The sequence below is a fragment of the Mesorhizobium sp. P2_C4 genome (genome assembly GCF_056404575.1).
In genome coordinates this window covers 411368-431995 of sequence record NZ_JBFUDT010000004.1, presented here as the reverse complement: position 1 = coordinate 431995, position 20628 = coordinate 411368, and the positions used below count along the sequence as shown (strand labels likewise).

The 20628-nt window shown below is 63.9% G+C and carries 15 protein-coding genes; 13 read left to right on the top strand and 2 right to left on the bottom strand.

Annotation, left to right across the window (positions count from 1 at the left end):
• Nucleotides 1-101 precede the first annotated feature (101 nt).
• Entirely contained in the window at nt 102-1124 is a 1023-nt protein-coding gene (locus AC1DX6_RS18410) for a LacI family DNA-binding transcriptional regulator (RefSeq protein ID WP_477316466.1), read from the top strand.
• Nucleotides 1125-1440: 316 nt separating this feature from the next.
• Here AC1DX6_RS18410 and AC1DX6_RS18405 read toward each other — a convergent pair whose 3' ends face one another.
• Entirely contained in the window at nt 1441-2031 is a 591-nt protein-coding gene (locus AC1DX6_RS18405; RefSeq protein ID WP_477315825.1) for a TetR/AcrR family transcriptional regulator, read from the bottom strand.
• Between the two features lie 246 nt (nt 2032-2277).
• Here AC1DX6_RS18405 and AC1DX6_RS18400 point away from each other — a divergent pair, with 246 nt between their 5' ends.
• From AC1DX6_RS18400 to AC1DX6_RS18390, 3 genes are read left to right on the top strand one after another with little or no spacing between them, the layout of a single operon-like run.
• A complete protein-coding gene (locus tag AC1DX6_RS18400) occupies nt 2278-2535 on the top strand; it encodes a hypothetical protein (protein WP_477315823.1) in 258 nt (85 codons plus the stop codon).
• A complete protein-coding gene (locus tag AC1DX6_RS18395; protein ID WP_477315821.1) occupies nt 2529-5705 on the top strand; it encodes an efflux RND transporter permease subunit in 3177 nt (1058 codons plus the stop codon). The genes AC1DX6_RS18400 and AC1DX6_RS18395 overlap by 7 nt, the downstream gene beginning before the upstream one ends.
• A 15-nt stretch (nt 5706-5720) precedes the next feature.
• Nucleotides 5721-6875 (top strand): efflux RND transporter periplasmic adaptor subunit, encoded by a 1155-nt coding sequence (locus AC1DX6_RS18390; RefSeq protein ID WP_477315819.1) that lies wholly within the window; start codon nt 5721-5723, stop codon nt 6873-6875.
• A gap of 95 nt (nt 6876-6970) precedes the next feature.
• Here AC1DX6_RS18390 and AC1DX6_RS18385 read toward each other — a convergent pair whose 3' ends face one another.
• Nucleotides 6971-7906 (bottom strand): LysR substrate-binding domain-containing protein, encoded by a 936-nt coding sequence (locus AC1DX6_RS18385; protein WP_477315817.1) that lies wholly within the window; start codon nt 7904-7906, stop codon nt 6971-6973.
• Nucleotides 7907-8007: 101 nt separating this feature from the next.
• Here AC1DX6_RS18385 and AC1DX6_RS18380 point away from each other — a divergent pair, with 101 nt between their 5' ends.
• From AC1DX6_RS18380 to AC1DX6_RS18340, 9 genes are all read left to right on the top strand, one after another.
• Entirely contained in the window at nt 8008-8796 is a 789-nt protein-coding gene (locus AC1DX6_RS18380; RefSeq protein WP_477315815.1) for a HalD/BesD family halogenase, read from the top strand.
• A gap of 244 nt (nt 8797-9040) precedes the next feature.
• Nucleotides 9041-9778, top strand: a complete 738-nt coding sequence (locus tag AC1DX6_RS18375; protein ID WP_477315813.1) for a GntR family transcriptional regulator — start codon at nt 9041-9043, stop codon at nt 9776-9778.
• 54 nt (nt 9779-9832) lie between these two features.
• The gene (locus AC1DX6_RS18370; protein WP_477315811.1) at nt 9833-10939 is read left to right on the top strand and encodes a mandelate racemase/muconate lactonizing enzyme family protein; all 1107 of its coding nucleotides are present in this window, start codon (nt 9833-9835) and stop codon (nt 10937-10939) included.
• A 1-nt stretch (nt 10940) separates the two neighbouring features.
• Nucleotides 10941-12125: a mandelate racemase/muconate lactonizing enzyme family protein gene (locus AC1DX6_RS18365; protein ID WP_477315809.1), complete on the top strand. Its 1185-nt coding sequence runs from the start codon at nt 10941-10943 to the stop codon at nt 12123-12125.
• A 268-nt stretch (nt 12126-12393) separates the two neighbouring features.
• A complete protein-coding gene (locus tag AC1DX6_RS18360) occupies nt 12394-14058 on the top strand; it encodes an ABC transporter substrate-binding protein (RefSeq protein WP_477315807.1) in 1665 nt (554 codons plus the stop codon).
• Nucleotides 14059-14195: 137 nt separating this feature from the next.
• Nucleotides 14196-16547: a molybdopterin guanine dinucleotide-containing S/N-oxide reductase gene (locus tag AC1DX6_RS18355; protein ID WP_477315805.1), complete on the top strand. Its 2352-nt coding sequence runs from the start codon at nt 14196-14198 to the stop codon at nt 16545-16547.
• 12 nt (nt 16548-16559) lie between these two features.
• Complete coding sequence (locus AC1DX6_RS18350; protein ID WP_477316464.1) at nt 16560-17513, top strand: ABC transporter permease; 954 nt, start codon at nt 16560-16562, stop codon at nt 17511-17513.
• Nucleotides 17510-18388, top strand: coding sequence for an ABC transporter permease (locus AC1DX6_RS18345; RefSeq protein WP_477315803.1), 879 nt, complete (start codon nt 17510-17512; stop codon nt 18386-18388). Before AC1DX6_RS18350 ends, AC1DX6_RS18345 begins: the two co-directional genes overlap by 4 nt.
• Nucleotides 18381-20408: a dipeptide ABC transporter ATP-binding protein gene (locus AC1DX6_RS18340; protein WP_477315801.1), complete on the top strand. Its 2028-nt coding sequence runs from the start codon at nt 18381-18383 to the stop codon at nt 20406-20408. The genes AC1DX6_RS18345 and AC1DX6_RS18340 overlap by 8 nt, the downstream gene beginning before the upstream one ends.
• Nucleotides 20409-20628 lie beyond the last annotated feature (220 nt).

Below are 20628 nucleotides of genomic sequence, written 5' to 3'. Positions count from 1 at the left end.
GCTCTAACTGTTTGTGGAGCATGATTTTTGGGACAAACGGTTCCCGTTTGCCCGAGTAAACCGGTTCCCACTTTTCGGGATCATGCTCTATGACTGTGACCATGAAAGCCACCGTTGCCGATATCGCCAGGAGCTGCGGGCTGTCGACGGCGACCGTCGACCGGGTGCTCAACAACCGGCCCGGCGCCAGTGCCGCCAACCGGCAACGGGTGATGGAGGCGGCCAAGCAGCTCGGCTATCTGCCCGTCGTCGACCAGGTGACGCTGCCCTCGCGGCCGGCACATCTCGAATTCTTCCTGCCGATCGGCAGCAACGCCTTCATGATGGATCTGGCCGGCCACATCGAGGACTACGCGGCACGCCTGCCGCTGGTCGCCTCCTGCCGGATCCACAATCTTGCTGGCATCTCGCCAAGCGCTTTGCAGGCGGCTGTCGAAAACCTCTCGCTTAGGGCGAACGGCGTCGGCGTCATTGCGGTCGACCATCCGAGAACCCGCAACATACTGCGCGAGATCGTCGACGCCGGCATACGCCTCGTCACGCTGGTGTCCGACGTTCCGGCGGCACCGCGCTCGGCCTATGTCGGCATCGACAACCGGGTGGCCGGGCGCACCGCGGCATTGCTGATGGGACGCTTCCTGGCGGGGCGCCCTGGCCATCTGGCGATGGTCGTCGGTTCACGCTCCTACCGCGGACATGAGGAACGCGAAATGGGCTTTCGCTCGGTACTGAGCGAAGAGTTTTCCAACCTGACCATCACCAGCGCGGTCGAGATCAACGACGAACCTGAGGGCAGCTACACGGCGACGATGAAGGCGCTGCACAACGAGCCGGAATTGCTCGGCATCTATTGCGTTGGCGCCGGGCGCTCAGGCGTGGCGAAAGCGCTGCGTGAAGCCAAGCCGCAGAAGAAACCGGTGTTCATCTGTCACGATCTGACCAAGGAAACGCGCGGATACCTCGTCGACGACCTGCTCGATGTCGTCATCGACCAGAATGCACGGCTGATCGCCGAACAGTCGGTCATCCGCCTGCTCGGCTCGATCGCCTCATCGGCGCCCTATTTGACGAAGAAATTCATCGAGCCGCGGCTGATCTTCAAGGAAAACGTTCCGGTTCAATAGCTTAGCGCACCGGGGCAAGATCGCTTTGCCCGGATTTGTCAGAGGATTGGCGGGCGATGCGGCAATTCTGCACACCAGCTATGCAACTTTTATGGTTGCCGAATCATTAAGCAATCGGTAGATATCTGGGTGTCGGCCATCTACTCCTCCCAGATGCGATGCCGACGCTGAATGCGGCGCACCTCCTCCCGCGTCTCATTCGAAATCGAGCCCGCTGCCACCTCCTCCCGGCAGCGGGCTTTTTTCGTTCTGGCCTATCGGTCAGAGGCAAGGAGGGCGAGGCTCCGTGGGGGAAGACGGAGCCTTCGGCGGCAATCTATCGTGCCGCGGCGCCCCTGAAAGAGGCGATGAGCCCTTCCGCCATGCGCACGAACTGAGCGCTGGGGCCTTCGGCGCCGACGCTTTGCTGGCTGACGCGGGCGCCTTCAAGCAGCAACGACAAGGTATCGGCGAGCAGTTCCGCCTGACCGATGCCGGCATCCCGACACAGCGTCACAAGGCGATCGCGCTGGGCCTGCTTAAGCTCCTTGATCACGCGTCTGGCCGGATGGTCGGTTTCGCTCAACTCGACGGCGGCATTGGCCATGTCGCAGCCGCGGCCGTCGGCCCGGAGCATATCGGCGGCCTTGCCAACCCAGGCGTGCAGCTGCGCGAGCTTGTCGCCAGGATGCTGAGCCTCAAATGCATCCCACATCGCGCCGGCCTTGGATGCGGTGGCGCGCAGGCATTCGATGATCAGATCGTCCTTGGACTCGAAATGACGGTACAGCGTCATCTTGTTGGTGCCGGCGGCTTCGGTGATGGCGTCGACGCCGACGCCCTTGATGCCATGCTTGTGAAACATGTCCTGCGCCGTCTCCAGGATTCGATCCCGGGGGCGCACGCGTTCCGAAGTGCCGTCTGTCATCGAAGTCTCCTTGTCTCCCTAAAAATCCGGCACGCCTCTTGACTAGGGTGTTACCGGTCTGTAACGTCATGAATGTTACTTACTGGTAACACCCATATTGCCTCCCGTCAACGACAGTATCGCCACAGGGCCTGCCGGGACGAAATAGGGCAGGAACACTGCAAGTCATGCGGCTTCGGCCGGTGAGAACGACAAAAAACGGTTCGCGATCATCCGATGCGAATCGCAAGCCAAGGAGCCGCTCCAATGTTGCAGCGCAAGGATCTGACGATCGATGAAGCCATCCGGGATCCGATGATCCGGCTGGTGATGAGGGCGGACCGCGTCGACCCGCAGTCGTTTGAAGCGATGCTGCGGTCGCTGGCCGATGAGCAAGGCCTGAGCCGCAAAGCGCCGTCGGGTTTTCTGACGGACCCCGGTTCGGGGCGCAGCCGGCGTCTGTCGAGGGTTGCCAGGGCGTTTGGTGAAGCCAAGGCATTTGGCGAGGCGTGCGTCTCATGGTGAACTTCTTCATCCACCGTCCGATCTTCGCCTCGGCGATCGCCATCATCATGGTGCTCGCCGGGACGATTTGCTATTTCCTGCTGCCCGTCTCGCAGTTTCCCGACATCACCCCGCCCCAGGTAGTGGTCAGCGCCCACTATCCCGGCGCCAGCGCGCAAGTCGTCGCCGACACCGTGACGACGCCGCTCGAACAGCAGATCAATGGCGTCCAGGGCATGACCTACATGTCGTCGTCGAGCTCCAATGACGGCTCGTCGACGATCACCATCACTTTCGACGTCGGCTACTCGCTCAGCACTGCCGCCGTCGACGTCCAGAACCGGGTATCGCAGGCGGCGTCCTCGCTGCCGGCGATCGTCAACCAAGGCGGCGTGACGATCAAGAAGCAGAACCCCAACTTCGTGCTGATCGTCGACCTAACATCGCCGGACGGCTCCGTCGATCCGGTGGCGCTGAGCAACCTTGCCTATCTGCAGGTCGTCGATCCGCTGAAGCGCCTGCCCGGCGTCGGCGACGTGCAGATCTTCGGCGAGCGGCGCTATTCGATGCGCATCTGGCTCGACCCCGACAAGCTCGCCAATCTCGGCATCACCGCCGTCGACGTGCAGAACGCCATCGCCGAGCAGAACGTCCAGGTGGCGGCCGGCAAGATCGGCCAGTCGCCGGCTCCGGCCGGCACTGCCTTCGAAATGCAGGTCAACGCGGTCGGCCGGTTGAGCGATCCGAAGGAATTCGGCGACATCATCGTGCGCGCCAATGCCGCTTCCGGCTCGCTGGTGCGGCTGCGCGACGTCGCCCGCATCGAACTCGGCGCGCTGCAGTATTCGTCGTCGGCCTTCTTCGGCAAGGATCCGACCGTGGTGCTCGCCGTCTATCAGATGCCGGGTTCCAACGCGCTCGATCTGCAGCAGCGCGTCAAAGACAAGATGCAGGAGCTGTCGGGCCGTTTCCCCAAGGGCGTCAGCTACGCCATGCACTACGACACGACGCGCTTCGTCTCGGCCTCGATGCATGACGTGCTGATCACGCTCGGCGAGGCGCTGATCCTGGTTGTCGCCGTGGTGTTCATCTTCCTGCAAAGCTGGCGCACCACGATCATCCCGACCATCGCCATTCCGGTGTCGCTGATCGCAACGCTCGTGGTCATGGAGATGCTGGGCTTCTCGCTCAACATGCTGAGCTTGCTCGGCATGGTGCTGGCCATCGGCCTCGTCGTCGACGACGCCATCGTCGTGGTCGAAAACGTCGAACGACAACTCGAGGCCGGCCTCAAGCCACTGGCCGCGACAAAGGCGGCGATGGCAGAAGTCACCGGTCCGATCATCGCCACCACCGCCGTGCTGATGGCGGTGTTCGTGCCGGTTGCCTTCATTCCCGGCGTGTCCGGTCGGCTCTACAATCAGTTTGCGTTGACGGTGGCGATTTCCGTCGGCATTTCCGCCTTCAATTCATTGACATTGAGCCCAGCACTCAGCGCCGCCTTCCTGCGCCATCGCGGCGAGACGCAGTTCGTGTTGTTCCGCTGGTTCAATACGGGCTTCGACCGGCTGTCGCATGCCTATGCCCACGGCGTGCGCATCCTCATCCGTCTGCGTTGGATCATGCTCGGCCTGTTCGCGGCCGGACTGGTCGCCACCTATTTCGTCTGGCAGCGCCTGCCCTCGACCTTCCTTCCGGTCGAGGACCAGGGCTACTTCTTCGTCGTCATCCAGTTGCCCGACGGTGCCGCACTTGAGCGCACCGACGCGGTGGCGAAGAAGGCGCGCGACATCCTGCAGTCGACGCCCGGCGTCGATATCGTCGGCTCGATCTCAGGCCTGAACTTCCTGACCAGTGCCGCACAGTCGAACTCGGCGGTCGAGTTCGCCATCCTCAAGCCATGGGATGAACGCGGACCAGACCAGAGCGCCTCGAAACTCGTCGCCGACGTGCGCATGAAGCTGTTGCAGATACCGGAAGCCTTTGCGCTGAGCTTCGATCCGCCGTCGATCCCCGGGATCGGCACCACTGGCGGCTTCGAATTCCAGGTCGAGGACCTGACCGGCCGCGGCGCCATTGCGCTCAACGATGCGACGCAGGCCGTGCTGGCCGAAGCGCGCAAACAGCCCGAGCTCAACCCGCAACAACTGTTCTCGTCGTTCTCAACCTCGACGCCGCAGTTCAACTATGAGCTCGACCGTAACAAGGCCAAGCTGCTCGGCCTCAACCTGCCGGATGTGTTCAACACGCTGCAGATCTATCTCGGCTCGCTCTATGTCAACGACTTCAACCTGTTCGGCCGCACCTTCCGGGTGACGATGCAGGCCGACAAGGATGCGCGCGCCGGTGCCGCCGACATTTCGCGGCTCTATGTGCGCAACGCCTCGGGCGGCATGGTGCCGCTGAGCACGCTGGGCAAGCTGGTGCCGATCGTCGGTCCGGAAACCGTGCCGCATTACAACAACAATGCGTCGGCGTTGATCAACGGCGGTGCCGCACCCGGCTTCTCCTCGGGCCAGGCGGTGGCAGCGATGGAACGCGCGGCGGCGACGGCCCTGCCGAGGGATTTCGGTTTCGAATGGACCGGCATCACCTATCAGGAGCTCAAGGCAGGCTCGATTGCGTCGGTCGTCTTCGGGTTGGCCATCGTCTTCGTCTTCCTGATCCTCGCCGCGCAGTATGAGAGCTGGGCGATGCCGTTCATGGTGCTGCTGGCGGTGCCGCTAGCCCTGTTCGGCGCCTTCGCCGTGCTCTGGGTACGCGGCATGCAGATCGATGTCTATTCGCAGATCGGATTCGTCATGCTGATCGGCCTGGCGGCCAAGAACGCCATTCTGATCGTCGAGTTTGCCCGGCGCCGGCGCGAGGAAGGTCTCAGCATCGTCGACGCGGCGATGGAAGCGGCACGGCTGCGGCTGCGGCCGATCCTGATGACCGCCTTTGCCTTCATCCTCGGCGTGCTGCCGCTGATGTTCGCCACGGGTGCCGGTGCTGCGAGCCGTCAATCGATCGGCACCACCGTGTTTGGCGGCATGGTCGCGGCGACCATCCTGTCGCTGGTGTTCGTGCCGGTCTTCTACGCGGTGATCGAACAGCTGCGCGAACGCCGCAGCGTCGGCGAAGCCGTTTCTGAACCAACCGTACCAGATGCCGAACCCGTTTTTGCGCCCCTGGCGCAAGCGGCTGAATAGGATTGGAGACTGATCATGCGTAAATGGAAAATCGCGTTGGGCGCAGCTGTCGCCCTGGGGGCGATCTCGGTGGCGAGCGTTCACTGGCTCGACATGGGCAATCTTAGCCTCAATGCCGGCACGGCAGCAGCGACGCCCGCTCCAGCGGCATTCGTCATGCCGGTGCCGGTGGTCAGCGTCGTCAAGAAGACGATCCCGATCTATCTCGACTATGCCGCCCGCACCGAGCCGATCCGCAGCATCACGCTGCAGGCGCGCGTGCCGGGCTATCTGCAGGAGCAGGCTGCCGCCGACGGTGTCGACGTCAAGCAAGGCGACCTTCTCTACAGGATCGCCCCGCAGGATTTCCAGGCGGCTCTCGACCAGGCGAAGGCGCAGGTCCAGCGCGACACGGCAACGCTCGACTATGCCCGCTCCAATCTTGGCCGCGGCAGCGAGCTCGCCAAGAGCGGCTACATCGCCAAGGATGCGTTCGACCAGCGCACCAGCACCTTGCGCGAGGCGGAGGCGTCGCTGGCCGTCAACCAGGCGGCGGTGCGGACGGCCGAGCTCAATCTGAGCTATGCTGAAATCAAGGCGCCGTTCGCCGGCCGCATCGGCCGCAATCAAGCCTCCGTCGGCACGCTGGTCAGCGTCGCCGGCACGGTGCTCAACACGCTGGTGCAGCTCGACCCGATCTACGTCACCTTCAATCCGAGCGAAACCGACCTGGCGCAGATCGAGGAAGCGCGTGCGACGGGGCCGATCGATGTCGACATCCTGCTGCCCGGCGATACCGAAGCGCGCCAGAAGGGCGAACTCACCTTCATCGACAACACGATCGATCCCTCGACCGGCACGATCACGGCGCGGGCGACGATCGGCAATGGCAAGTTCACGCTGCTGCCCGGCCAATATGTTCGGGTCAGGCTGCACATCAAGCAGCAGCCTGATGCGCTGATGGTGCCGCAGACGGCGCTGGGCTCGAGCCAGCTCGGCAAATATCTCTACGTCGTCGGCAAGGGCAACACAGTCGACCAGCGCATCGTTTCGCTCGGCCCGATCAACGGCGATCTGGTGGCTATCCTGAGCGGCGTGACCGAAGGCGACCAGGTGATCACAGGCAATCTGCAGAAGATCGGACCCGGAATGCCGATCTCGCCATTGCCTCAGGAGAAACCGGCCACCTGACAACCCCCATCAGGTCTGGTCGTGTGGCGCCCTCGGTTCCCACGCCGAGGGCGCCGTTTTCTATATTTGTATTACGCAATTCCCAAGGGAAAGCGCTACGCGCTTTGCCCGGGAAAACCGCTGCCCACTTTTCCTGGAATTGCTCCAAGGAGTGCGACGAGCCCGGCGACATCGGCGCGATCAGCCTTGGCCGCAGGCATGAAGGCGCAATAGGGATGGCCAAGGCGCACCGACACGGATGAGAGCGCGATGAGGCGGCCGGCTTCCAGATCGGCGTGGGCCATGACCCGCTGGCCAAGCGCTATTCCCAGGCCCAGCCTTGCCGCTGATATCGCCAGGCTGGACAGGCCGACGCGCCGCCCATGCGAAGGATCGGGCGAGCGGTTGCCTCCTGAGGCCGCGAACCAGTCCGCCCAGCTCGGATGCGTGGCATAGTTCGGACCCCAGTTGGTGTGGATGAACAGGCTCTCGTGCAGCTCGGTCAGGTCGGGCGCGCCGCTGCCATGCCGGTGCCAGAACTCCGGAGAGCACACCGGCAAGACGTCGTCATGGACGAGACGGACAAGCTTCAAGCCGGGATAGTGATAGTCGCCATAGGAGATGCGCAGATCGATGTTCTGGCGCGCAATGTCGACCGGGTCATCCTCGACGCGGACGTCGATGGCCATGTGCGGAAAGGCCTCGAGCAACACGGCCAGTCTTGGCGCCAGCCACAGTTCGGCCAGCGAAAACGGCACGCTGACGACAAGCCGCGTTCTCAAAGTCCCTTCCAGCATGCGCTGGCCGATCGCGGCGATGTCGCCCAAGGCGCGTGCGGTTTGCGGGTAGATCGCATGGCCGGCATCGGTCAGCGCGATGCGGTTTTCCGTGCGCACGAACAGCTGCTTGCCGAACCAGGTCTCGAGATTGCGGATCTGCTGGCTGACCGCGGCGGAGGAAACACCAAGTTCTGTCGCCGCCAGCGTGAAGCTGCCGGCACGCGCCGCCACTTCAAAGGCCTTGATCGCGTTCAGCGGTGGCAACCGTTCCATCAGGGATCCATAGGTTTTTCTTTCGCAACCCTAATAATTTTCGGCGTTGAGAGAAAGATTTTTTTGCCGTCTTCTGCGGTCTCAGCTTTGGAGCAAGAGACATGAAAGACATTCTCGACCTGGACCGCTACCCGCTCGACCGCGAAGGCAGCGCCGAATGGAAACACCTCCTGGAAACCTCCAGAGCGGCGCTGGCCGCCGACGGCATGTTCAACCTCGAAGGTTTTCTGCGGCCCGGCGTCGCCGAAAAGGCGGTCGGGGAAATCCAGCCGGTGATGGACACGCGCTCGCATGTGCACAAGCGCATGCATAACATCTACTTCAAGCCTGACATTCCCGAGCTTTCGCCCGACCATCCGGCGCTACGCAAGGTCGAGACCATCAGCCATACGGTATGTGCCGACCAGATCCCCGGCAGCGTCGTGCTCGCCATCTACGAATACGAACCGCTGCTGCGCTTCCTGGCGGCTGCGATGGGCAAGACGAAGCTGCATGTGATGCAGGACCCGCTGGCGCGCGCCAATGTCATGGGCTATCGCGCCGGCGAAGCGCTGAACTGGCATTTCGACCGTTCGGAATTCACCACGACGCTGCTGTTGCAGGCGGCCGAGGGTGGCGGCGATCTCGAATACCGCACCGATCTCCGCTCGGACGACAACCCCAACTATGACGGCGTGGCGAAACTGCTCGAAGGGCGCGACCCCGAGGCCAAGATCCTGCGCATGAAGGCGGGCACGCTGAACGTCTTTCGCGGCAAGAACACCGCTCACCGCGTCACCACCGTCGAAGGCGAGCGCGAACGGATGATCGCGGTGTTCTCCTACTACGAGAAGCCTGGTGTGATGTTCAGCAACGAGGAGCGGGTCGGCTTCTACGGCCGGGCGGCCTGAGAGACCGCTTGGAAATTCTACTCTGGCGGCCATCTGATGGCGGTTTCTGCGCTTCCGGTGCTCACGGACCAATGTCCGCTGCGCTCCGGTTCTCGAAACCACCACCATATGACTCGCCAGAGCGAATTTCGAAACGGTCTCGGGTGCGTCCGCCAATCTAAAAAGTCAGAATCCCGAAAACGCCCTCTTGTTAGATTGTCGACAATCTGCTTGTCTTGCTTTCGGTTCCATCTGGAGTGGCCGAATGGCGAAGCTGGATTTCAGTCCGATCGCGGATACGACACGCAGGGCCGAGATCGTGGCGCTGCTCAGGCGCGCGATCCTGACCGGCCAGCTGGAACCCGGGCAGAAGCTCAACGAACTCAGAATCTCCGAACAGATGCGGGTCAGCCGCGCGCCGTTGCGCGAGGCGATGCGCGAACTGGTGCAGGAAGGCATCCTGACCAGCATCCCCTATGCCGGAACCTTCGTCATCGACGTCACCGCCAAGGACATCGACGATGCCTATTCGTTCAACAAGGTGATGGACGAGTTCGCCATCGAGCAGACCTGGAAGCTGCGCGACCAGCGCTTCTTCGACGAGCTCGACCGCCGCCACGAGGCAGTGAAGCAGGCGACGCGCGATCTCGACACCACAAGACAGATCGAAACGGCGCTGCAATTGCACGGGCTGATCTATGAGTGGGCCGACAATTCGGTGCTGCTGGAGACCTGGCAGCGGCTGACTAGCCGGCTGCAAATGTATTTTGCGCTCCACCAGCATGCGCGCAACGAGCCGGTGCCGGCCGAGGACGTGCACGAGACCTATGTGCAACTGCTGAAGGGCACGGACATGCGCGCTGCCCAGCGCCACGCCAGGGAGCATATCGGCCTCGACTACGAGGAACTGATCGCCTATGCGCGCGGCCTCGAACAGCGGACGTCCAAGGGCGGAGGAGCCGATCGTGCCGGCCCGGCGCGCCGCCGGCCGGAAGGCGGCTGAACCGCCGCCGGTCCAACCGCCCCACTCCGACACAATAGACAACGGACAGACAGCGTGCAGATCAAGACCATAAAAACCTACCATGTCGTGCAGCCGTTCGTGGACGGACCCTACCGCATGTCCAAAGGGCGCGAGGCCGACGCCTTCGACGCGGTGATCGTCGCCATCACCTCGGACAGCGGCGTCACCGGCTGGGGCGAGATGGCGCCACTCGGCAACTTTTACTCCGCCGCCTTCCCTGCCGGCACGCGCGCGGGCGTCGTGGAAATCGCGCCGCATCTGATCGGCCACGACCCGCGCGGACTGGCCAGCGTCGGTCGGCTGATGGACACGGTGTTCAAGGGCCATCCCTACATCAAGTCGGCGCTCGACATGGCGTGCTGGGATCTGGCGGCGCGCGCCGCCGATGTGCCGCTGGTGACGCTACTCGGCGGACGCGAGAGCGAGACGGCGGAGCTCTACAAGGTCGTCACCCATGGCGGCGTCGACGCCATGGCGGCACTCGCCAAGCGCATCGTCGCCCAGGGCTTTCACCGGCTGCAGGTCAAGGTCGGCGGCAACGTCAATGACGACATCGAGCGCGTTGCCGCCGTCGCCGCTTCGGTGCCGAAGGGCACCGTCATCTTCTGCGACGCCAATGCCGGCTGGACGCCCTATCAGGCGCGCCAGTTCGCGGATGCAACACGCGCCATCGACTATACGTTCGAACAGCCCTGCACGACGATCGATGAGAACATGTCGGTGCGCCGCATGCTCGACAAGCCGATGGTGCTCGACGAATCCGTGACGTCGCTCGAGGAAATGCTGGAAATTCATCGTCTGGGCGCGGCCGACGGGCTGACGCTGAAGATCTCGCGGCTGGGCGGCATCAGCAAGACCCGCCAGATCCGCGATGTTGCCGTCGACCTCGGCTTCATGATCACCGTCGAGGATACCGGCGGCGCCGAGATCGATACCGCCGCGATGGCGCATCTGTCGCTGTCGACGCCGGAGGAACGCAGGCTGCACGCCATCGCCTTCCACGAATGGGTGACGGTGCGCACCGCCTCCAACAAGCCGCCGGTCACCGGCAGCCGCATGGGCATTCCGGACGGTCCGGGCCTCGGCATCGATGTCCTGCCCGACCTGCTGGGCAAGCCCTTCTTCGAAATCGGCGGCTGAGATGAAGATCCGCCGCATCCATGCCACGCCAATCAACCTGCGGCTCGAAGCACCCTACGCCTGGGTGTTCGGCGAGCTCGACGGCTTCTCACCGACCATCGTCGAGGTCGAAACCGAGGACGGCCTCGTCGGTCTCGGCGAGGCGCCGACGCCAGCCGCCGCGGCGATCATCAACGATGTTCTGGCGGCACGGCTGGTCGGCCGCGACGCCTTCGACATCGCCGGCGCGGAAGAAGTCTGCCTGCCCTACTGGACCGGTGTCCAGTCCATCAACGATCGCACTCGCATCATGGCCTTCGGCGCCATCGAGATGGCGCTCTGGGACCTGCGCGGCAAGGCGTGGAAGCAGCCGCTCTACCAGCTGCTCGGCGGCGCGGTGCGCAAGGACATCCCGTTCACCGATTATTTCTCGCTGCGCGGCGATGGCCCAAAGGTCAAAGGCGAGACAACGCCGGAGCAAGTCGCCGACTATTGCGTCGAACTGCACGAGACCTATGGAACGACGTTCTTCGAAGGCAAGTTCTCGACGCAGGATCCGAAAATCTCGCTCCGGATGGTCGAGCTGGTTCGCCAAAAGCTCGGCGACGATGCGATGATCCGCATCGATTCCAACCAGGCCTATTCGCTGGCGACAGCGCGGCGGCTGGCGCGGCCGCTGGAGGAACTCGGCGTGCGCAACTGGGAAGACCCGGTGGCGACCATCGAGGAAATGCGCGAGCTGCGCCGCCATTGCTCGATCCCGTTTTCGACCCACAACATCGACATTGCGCGCGCCATGGAGACCAAGGTGCCGGACGCTTTCGTCGGCAACCCGACGGTGCATGGCGGCATCGGCCGCATGCTGCGCTTCGTCGGCGCCTGCGAACATTCCGGCATCGACTACTGGTGCTACAGTGGCGACAGCGGCATCGGCAGTGCGGCCTATCTGCATCTGTGCGCGACGCTCGGCTGGATCAGGGAACCGAACCAGTCGCTGTTTCGCATGCTGCCGATGGACGTCATCGAGGAAGGACCGTTCTCGCCGAGGAACAATGTCGTGCGGGTGCCCGAAGGCTACGGCCTCGGCGTCACCCTGTCGCGCGCAAACCTCGCCGCCTGCCACCGCGACTTTGCCGAGAACGGGCCGTGCAACAAATATCACGATCCGGTGAAGCCCGGGACGTATCGCCGCCTGCCGCTGAACTAGGAGGACAGGACACCAGGAGACGAACACCAGAAAACAGAAGCCTGCAGCCGGGATTTCGATCGGAATGCAGGACGAAACGGGTGGAAGCAGTGCCTCGAAGAAACCCGGTCTCTCCTCCGCAAGGACCGGATGGACCAGGAAAGATCGCATGCTACAGTCCCGGTCGGCAGACCTCATTGACGCCCGGGATACGGAGAACATCCACGGTACTCGTCAATCACAAAGAGCGTTCGTAGTTACAAAAAACACAGGGGAAAGGGTTAAGCCCATGAGCAACAATTATCGCATTCTCGACTTCATCCGGCGCAGCCGCTCGCCGCTCGAAAACCACCTGATCGACGGGCTGGTCGATGGCCGGGTCAGCCGCCGCGATTTCATCCGCCACGGCAGCCTGCTCGGCCTGTCGCTGCCGCTGCTCGGCCGCATCGGTGCCGCCGCCGGCTTCGGCGCCATGCCGTCTCTGGCTCGTGCAGCGGGCGCGGCCGGCGCCACCATTCGCGTGGCGAGCAGCGTGCCCGCCGCGGCGATCGACCCGGTGACCATCGCCGATGCCGGCGGCCTCGTCGTCCTGCAGCAGGTCGCTGAATTCCTCTGCGTCGACGGCCCCGACCTGGTGCTACAGCCGTCGCTCGCCGAAAGCTGGAAGCCGAACGACACCGGCACGGTGTGGACCTTCACGCTGCGCAAGGGCGTGAAATTCCACAGCGGCGGCGAGATGAAGGCGGACGACGTGGTGGCCAGCATCGACCGGCTCGCCGACCCAGCGAACTCGTCCAACGCGCTGTCGGTGTTCACCGGCATCCTGCAGAAGGGCGCCACCAAGAAGGTCGACGACTACACAGTGGAATTCCACCTGGACGCACCGAACGGCAACTTCCCCTACATGCTGTCGTCCGACAACTACAACGCCGTCATCCTGCCGGCGAGCTACAAGGGTGACTACGAAAAAAGCTTCGACGGCACCGGGCCATTCAAGCTGGAGAAATACACGCCCAAGGTCGGCGCGTCGTTCGTGCGCAATGACGGTTACTGGGGCGAAAAGGCGTTGCCGGACCGCACCGAGTTCACCTTCTTCGCCGACACGCAGCCGATGATCCTGGCGTTGCAGGGCGGCCAGGTCGACATCATCAACCAGTTGCCGGTGCTGGCCGGCGTCGGCCTGCTCAGCGATCCGAACATCGACATCATCAGCCTGAAATCGGTGGCGCATCAGCAGGTGCACATGCGCTGCGACTCCGATCCGTTCAAGGATCCGCGCGTGCGCCGCGCCATCGCGCTCTGCCTCGACCGCGACAAGCTGGTGGCCGGCCTGATGAAGGGCCGGGGCGTGGCCGGCAACGACAGTCCGTTCGCCTCCGCCTACCCCTCGACCGATGCGAGCGTGCCGCAGCGCAAGCAGGATATCGCGCAGGCCAAGCAGTTGATGGAAGCGGCGGGCGCCGGCGCGGGCTTCAAGGTGACGCTGACCACCGAGCGCTATCTGGAAATCCCCGAATACGCCCAGCTGATCCAGAACTGGGTCAAGGAGATCGGCATAGAGCTCGAGCTCAACATCCTCGACCAGGGCGCCTACTATGGAGACGCGGTATTCGGTAAGTCGAACTGGCTGGATTCGGTGATGGGCATCACCGACTACGGTCACCGTGGCGTGCCGAACGTCTTCCTGGCCGCGCCGCTGAAGAGCGACGGCACCTGGAATGCGGCGCATTTCAAGAACAAGGATTACGACACGCTGGCGACCAGCTACATCGCAGCCCTTGATCTCGAAGCGCAAAAGGCGGACGCCGGCAAGATCCAGACCCTGCTGCTCGAGGAAACGCCGGTCCTGTTCGGCTATTTCTACGACTATCTGACGGCGACCTTGAAAGGCGTCGCCGGCGTGCAGCCGACGGCCATGTCGCAGCTCTTCCTCAGCGGAGCATCGAAAGCCTGAACGGGAGGAGAAGCCCACCCCGCAACCGCCAGCCCCATGTTGGGGCTGGTGCTTTCGTGGCCAGTCAGGCAAGGCGCGGCGCGCTCGCCTGACGTGGAGCCTCGCCGTTGCGGGGCGATCCATCATTGACGCGTCCCATGGAGTCCGAAGCCCTGCTCACCACCTTGCATTGGGGGACATACGAAGTCAGTGCCGAGAACGGCAGGCTTGTCGGCGTCGAACCATGGAGTGGCGACGCCGATCCGTCGCCGATCGGCAGGTCGATGCTCGGCACGGTACAGGGAGACCTGCGGGTTTCCCGCCCCGCCATCAGGCGCGGCTGGCTGGAGGGAGACAGATCCAGCGCCAACGGCAAGCGGGGCAGCGAACCCTTTGTCGAAGTTCCCTGGGAAACCGCATTGGACATCGTGGCAGCCGAACTGGACCGGGTTCGCGTCGCGCATGGGAACACCGCGATCTATGCGGGGTCTTACGGATGGGCGAGTGCGGGGCGATTCCACCACGCCCAAAGCCAGGTCCACCGTTTCCTCAACACCATCGGCGGCTATACAAGATCGGTCCTCAGCTATTCCTACGGCGCGGCCGAGATCATCCTGCCGCATGTGCTTGGCGGGACCGACGGGCTGACGGGCAATCATTCCACCTGGGACGGGATCGAGCGTCATAGCGAGCTCATCGTCGCCTTTGGCGGCCTGCCCTGGCGCAATGCGCAGATACAGGGTGGCGGCGCGGCACGGCACGAGGCGGCGGCAGCCTTGCGCAACGCCGTCGGCAACGGCGCCCGGCTCATTAACGTTTCGCCCGTGCGCGATGACGCGCCGCGTGGCGTCGAGACCGAATGGCTGCCGCTTCGGCCGAACAGCGACACTGCTGTGATGCTGGCTCTATGCCATGTCCTCATCAACGAGGGCCGCCACGACGAGGCATTTCTGGCGCGATACTGCACCGGCTTCGAAGTGGTGCGGGCCTATGTCATGGGGGGAACCGACGGCCAGCCGAAGAGCCCCAAATGGGCTGCCGCCCTGAGCGGCGTGGCCGAGGACAGGATCGTCGCACTGGCCAGGGAAATGGCTGCCAAACGCACCATGCTGATGGTCAGTTGGTCGCTGCAGCGTGCCGACCATGGCGAGCAGCCATACTGGGCGGCAATCACCCTGGCCGCGCTGCTTGGCCAGATCGGATTGCCGGGCGGCGGATTTGGCTTCGGCTATTCATCGACAAACGGTGCCGGAAGACCGGAGATGGGATTTCGCTGGCCGTCCCTGCCGCAAGGCAAGAACGGGGTGCCCCACTTCATACCCGTCGCGCGCATTGCCGACATGCTGCTCGACCCAGGCGGCGCTTTCGAATTCAACGGCGCCGCCATGTCCTATCCTGACATCAGGCTCGTCTATTGGGCCGGCGGCAATCCATTCCACCATCATCAGGATCTGAACCGCCTTGTCGAGGCGTGGCAACGTCCGCAGACAATCATCGTTCACGAACCCTTCTGGACAGCAACAGCGCGCCACGCCGACATCGTGCTGCCGGTCACCACACCTCTGGAACGAAACGATCTCGCCTTTTCGAACCGCGAGAACCTCGTGGTCGCCATGAAACAGGCGATCGACCCGGTCCAGGAGGCACGCGACGATTATCGCATCTTCGCCGGCCTGTCGGCGCGGCTGGGCACACATGAAGCCTTCACAGAAGGGCGCGAGGCCGACGAATGGCTTCGGTTGCTTTACGACCAGGCCAGAAGGAATGCGAGCGCCGCCGGGATCGAGATGCCGCCATTCGACCGGTTCTGGCATGAGGGGCACGCCGAGCTCGTCCGGCAGGTCACGTCGCAGACATTGCTTGGCTCCTTCCGTGCCGATCCGGATCGGCACCGGCTGGCGACCCCGTCGGGCCGCATAGAGCTGTTCTCCTCAACGATCGATTCCTTCGGCTATGACGACTGCCCGGGCCATGCCGTGTGGCGAGAACCGCGGGAATGGCTGGGCAGCGACCTTGTTGGCCGGTTCCCGCTGCATCTTTTGTCACCGCAGCCAGCCGACAAACTTCACAGCCAATACGATCACGGGTCGGTCAGCCGCGCGGGGAAGGTGTCGGGCCGCGCGCCGTTGTGGATAAATCCAGTGGATGCCGAGGCGCGCGGCATCGAAGACGGAGCGGTCGTCCGCGTTTTCAACGACCGAGGAGCATGCCTCGCCGGCGCCGTGCTGACAGATGGCTTGATCCCTGGCGTCGTGCAGTTGCCTACCGGGGCATGGTTCGACCCTTTAGAGCCAGGACAATCGGGCAGTCTGGAAAAACATGGTAATCCGAATGTCCTGACAGCCGACCGAGGTACGTCGCGCCTCGCCCAATCGCCGACCTGCAATTCGACACTGGTTCAAGTGTCGCGATTTACGCAAGCTGTCCCGCCCGTGACAGCATTCGATCCACCTGTCACAGTGAGTTTACCCGACGTGTCCGGCATGCCCGGGCCAAAGGGTGCTTCATAAGGAGTCGATGCCATTTTCTCCTTTCTCGTCCGGCGTGTTTTCCTGTCGCTCGTCACGCTGTTCCTGCTCTCGATCATGGTGTTTCTGGGCGGCCAGGTGCTGCCCGGAAATGTCGGGCGCGCCATATTGGGGCCGTTTGCCGACCAGCGCGCCGTCGACACGCTCAATCACACGCTCGGCGTCGACCGGCCACTGCTCACCCAATATGGCAGCTGGATCTGGAACTTCATCCAGGGCGACATGGGCACGTCCTATATCTTCCGCTCGCCGGTAGCGCCCTTCGTCATCGATGCGCTGGGCAATTCGATGAAGCTGGCCGCGGTTGCCTTCGTGCTGGTGGTGCCGATCGGCATTCTCGGCGGCGTCATTGCGGCGCTCAATCTCAACCGGCCGCTCGACCGCATCATCAGCCTCGGCGGCCTGTCGGTGACGGTGCTGCCGGAATTCGTTACCGGCATCATCCTGATCCTGATTTTCGGCGTCTGGTTGCGCTGGCTGCCGATTTCCGCCGCATGGCCACCCAATGCCGGCTTCTTCACCCAGCTCTATTACCTGATCCTGCCTTCGCTGCCGCTGTTCCTGGTGCTGTTTGGCTATATCGCCCGCATGGCGCGCTCGGGTATGATCGAGGCGCTGGATTCCGACTACACCAGAACCGCCGTGCTCAAGGGCCTGCCGTGGCGCACGGTGATCTGGCGGCATGTGCTGCGCAATGCGCTGCTGCCGACCATCACCGTCATTGCGACGCAGACCGGCTATCTCATCGGCGGTCTGGTCGTCATCGAAACGCTGTTCCGCTACCAGGGCATCGGCTCGCTGATCTTCACCGCCGCGCGCGGCAAGGATTTTCCGATCCTCGAAGCCGGCATCCTGACCATCGGCATCGTCTATGCGGTCGCCACTTTGGCCGCCGACTTTCTCTATTCCGTGCTCAATCCGCGGATCCGGCTGGGGACAGACCAATGAGCGCCACCGATACCAGCCTGCCGACGCCCGACGACACCAGCCGGCGCGGCCCCATGGCCGAGGTGTTCTTTTCGCTGCTGCGCTCCGGCACGTTCCTCACCGGCCTTGTCATCGTACTGTTCTGGGTCGCCTGCGCATTGTTCGGCGAGCATTTCGCGCCCTACGACCCGCTTGCCGACGACATCATCAACGCGCTGGCGCCGCCTTCGGCCGAGCACTGGTTCGGTACCGACCAGATCGGCCGCGACGTGTTCTCGCGTGTCATCGTCGGCTCGCGCGACATCCTGACGGTCGCACCTCTGGCGACCTTGCTGGCCACCATTGCAGGAACGGCACTAGGCCTGTTCACCGGCTATTTCAGAGGCATCGTCGACGACATCGTCAGCCGCATCCTCGAAGCCTTCATGGCCATCCCGGTGGTCATCGTCGCGCTGCTTGCCATCGTCGCGCTCGGCACGTCCAAGACCACGGTCATCGTCGTCATCGGCCTTAGCTTCGCGCCGATCATCGCCCGCACGGTGCGCTCGGCGGTGCTGGCCGAACGCGAGCTCGACTATGTCGCCGCCGCGCAGCTGCGGCACGAAAGCGCGCTGCACACGATGTTCGTCGAGATCCTGCCGAATGTCGTTCCGCCGATCCTGGTCGAGACGACGGTCCGCCTCGGCTATGCGATCTTTGCCGTCGCCACGCTCAGCTTCATGGGTTTCGGCATCCAGCCGCCCTCGCCCGACTGGGGGCTCTCGATCTCCAGCAACTACGGCATGATCGGCGGTGGTTTCTGGTGGACGGTGCTGTTCGATGCGCTCGCCATTGCCTCGCTGGTGATCGCCGTCAATCTGGTGACCGACGGCGTGCAAGGGGCGCTCAATGACTGAGAAGGCCGCCAACGCGCTCGAACTCTCCGACCTCTCCGTCGCCTACCGCGTCGCCGGCCGCAACCGCGCGGTGCTGCGCAACCTCAGCCTGACCATCGGCCAAGGCGAAGCCTATGGGCTGGTCGGTGAATCCGGCTGCGGCAAATCGACGGTGGCGCTTACCGTCGTGCGCTATCTCCCCAGGAACGGCTCGATCACCGGCGGCGCGATCTCGCTCGACGGCCAGGACGTGATGAAGCTCGACGCCGAGGCGCTCAGGCGCGCCCGCGCGGAAAGCGTGTCGATGGTCTATCAGGATCCCGGCAAGGCGCTGAACCCGTCGATCCGCATCGGCCGTCAACTGACCGAGATTTTCGAGCTTGGCGGCGTTACGGGACAGGCCGCCGCCGACAAGGCGATCGCCATGTTGAACCGGGTGCGCATTTCCGATCCGGTCAGCGTCATGCAGCGCTATCCGCACCAGCTGTCGGGCGGCATGCAGCAGCGCGTGGCGATTGCCATGGCGCTGGCCAACGACCCGACCATGTTGATCCTCGACGAGCCGACGACCGGCCTCGACGCGACGGTGGAAGCCGAAGTGCTCGACCTGATCGCGCAGCTGCGCCAGGAACTGTCGGCCTCGATCCTGTTCATCAGCCACAATCTCGCCGTCGTCTCCAACATGTGCGACCGCGTCGGCGTGCTCTATGCCGGCATGCTGGTCGAGGAAGGGCCGACGGAGGTCGTGTTCAACGATCCGCGCCACCCCTATACGGTGGCGCTGTTGCGCTGCCTGCCGCGCGGCGGCCAGCGCAAGGATCAGGGTCGCCTCGACACCATTCCGGGCTTCCTGCCCAGCCTTGGCGCGGCTATCAAGGGCTGCGCCTTCGCTGATCGCTGCGCGCTGGCCACAGACCGCTGCCGCACCGAATTGCCACCGCTCTACGATCTCGGCGGCCGGCTGTCGCGCTGCCACTACCACGAACAGGCGCAGTCGCTGCCGCGCGCCACACCGAGCGATGCTGCTGCCGCGCCGAAGGCCGCAGCCGAAGCCGTATTGCGCGTCGAGGGGGTGAACAAGACCTATGCCAGCCATGGCCATGCGCTGCGGGCGGTGAAGGATGTTTCGGTCAGCCTGAGGCCCGGAGAGACACTTGGCCTGGTCGGCGAATCGGGCAGCGGCAAGACCACATTCGCCAGGCTGCTGCTCGGCCTGGTGCCGCCGGACGAGGGCGGCAGGATCGAACTCGAGGGCAAGCCGCTGGCGCCGCGGCTGGACAGTCGCACCGCCGACCAGATCAAGGCGATGCAGATCGTCTTCCAGAACCCGGATTCGGCGCTCAACCGCTCGCACTCGATCCGCCATCTGATCAGCCGGGCGCTGAAACGGCTGGCGGGCTTGAGTGGCGCCGCATTGCAGGCCCGCCTCGATGAACTCGTCCGTTCGGTCCGGCTTACCGACCGGCACCTTGCCGTCAAACCGCGCCAGCTCTCGGGCGGGCTGAAGCAGCGCGTCGCCATTGCCCGCGCCTTTGCCGGTGAGCCACGCATCGTCGTCTGCGATGAACCGACCTCGGCGCTCGACGTCTCGGTGCAGGCGGCGATCCTCAATCTGCTCGCCGACCTGCAGTCGAAGGAAGATGTCAGCTATATCTTCATCTCCCATGATCTCGCGGTGGTGCGTTATCTCTCCGACCAGATCGCCGTGCTCTATCTCGGCCGCATCATGGAACTCGGGCCTTCGGAAAATGTCTTTGCCGGCCCGCATCACCCCTATACGGAAGCGCTGCTGTCGGCGGTGCCCAAGCTCGACCAGACGGAGACGTCGCGCATTCGTCTCGACGGTGAAATCCCCAGCGCCACCCATCCGCCATCGGGCTGCGTGTTCCACACACGCTGCCCGCGCAAGATCGGCGCGATCTGCGAGCAGCAGGAACCGCCGCTGGCCGAGGCTGAGCCCGGCCACACGATCCGCTGCCACATCCCCTATGCGGAGCTGGCGAGATTGCAGAAGCAGGTGGTGCAAGCGGAGCCGGCCTGAGCGTCGTTTCGGTAAAGCGCAATTCGCCATGTCGTTTCCGCAGATGGCCGGAACGCGGTGATCCTTCGCGCCCCCCTCTGTCCTGCCGGACATCTCCCCCACTTGTGGGGAGATTGGCAGTTTTGGCGCCCCGCTCATCTTGCGACGTTGAAGAACAACGACAGCGGCCGGGCGACGGCCAATCTCCCCCCTCGTGGGGGAGATGTCCGGCAGGACAGAG

Bases quoted from the DNA above. Each gene is read 5' to 3' on its own strand.
- AC1DX6_RS18410 (WP_477316466.1), top strand. From the start codon at position 102: ATGAAAGCCACCGTTGCCGATATCGCCAGGAGCTGCGGGCTGTCGACG.
- AC1DX6_RS18405 (WP_477315825.1), bottom strand. From the start codon at position 2,031: ATGACAGACGGCACTTCGGAACGCGTGCGCCCCCGGGATCGAATCCTG.
- AC1DX6_RS18400 (WP_477315823.1), top strand. From the start codon at position 2,278: ATGTTGCAGCGCAAGGATCTGACGATCGATGAAGCCATCCGGGATCCG.
- AC1DX6_RS18395 (WP_477315821.1), top strand. From the start codon at position 2,529: ATGGTGAACTTCTTCATCCACCGTCCGATCTTCGCCTCGGCGATCGCC.
- AC1DX6_RS18390 (WP_477315819.1), top strand. From the start codon at position 5,721: ATGCGTAAATGGAAAATCGCGTTGGGCGCAGCTGTCGCCCTGGGGGCG.
- AC1DX6_RS18385 (WP_477315817.1), bottom strand. From the start codon at position 7,906: ATGGAACGGTTGCCACCGCTGAACGCGATCAAGGCCTTTGAAGTGGCG.
- AC1DX6_RS18380 (WP_477315815.1), top strand. From the start codon at position 8,008: ATGAAAGACATTCTCGACCTGGACCGCTACCCGCTCGACCGCGAAGGC.
- AC1DX6_RS18375 (WP_477315813.1), top strand. From the start codon at position 9,041: ATGGCGAAGCTGGATTTCAGTCCGATCGCGGATACGACACGCAGGGCC.
- AC1DX6_RS18365 (WP_477315809.1), top strand. From the start codon at position 10,941: ATGAAGATCCGCCGCATCCATGCCACGCCAATCAACCTGCGGCTCGAA.
- AC1DX6_RS18360 (WP_477315807.1), top strand. From the start codon at position 12,394: ATGAGCAACAATTATCGCATTCTCGACTTCATCCGGCGCAGCCGCTCG.
- AC1DX6_RS18355 (WP_477315805.1), top strand. From the start codon at position 14,196: ATGGAGTCCGAAGCCCTGCTCACCACCTTGCATTGGGGGACATACGAA.
- AC1DX6_RS18345 (WP_477315803.1), top strand. From the start codon at position 17,510: ATGAGCGCCACCGATACCAGCCTGCCGACGCCCGACGACACCAGCCGG.
- AC1DX6_RS18340 (WP_477315801.1), top strand. From the start codon at position 18,381: ATGACTGAGAAGGCCGCCAACGCGCTCGAACTCTCCGACCTCTCCGTC.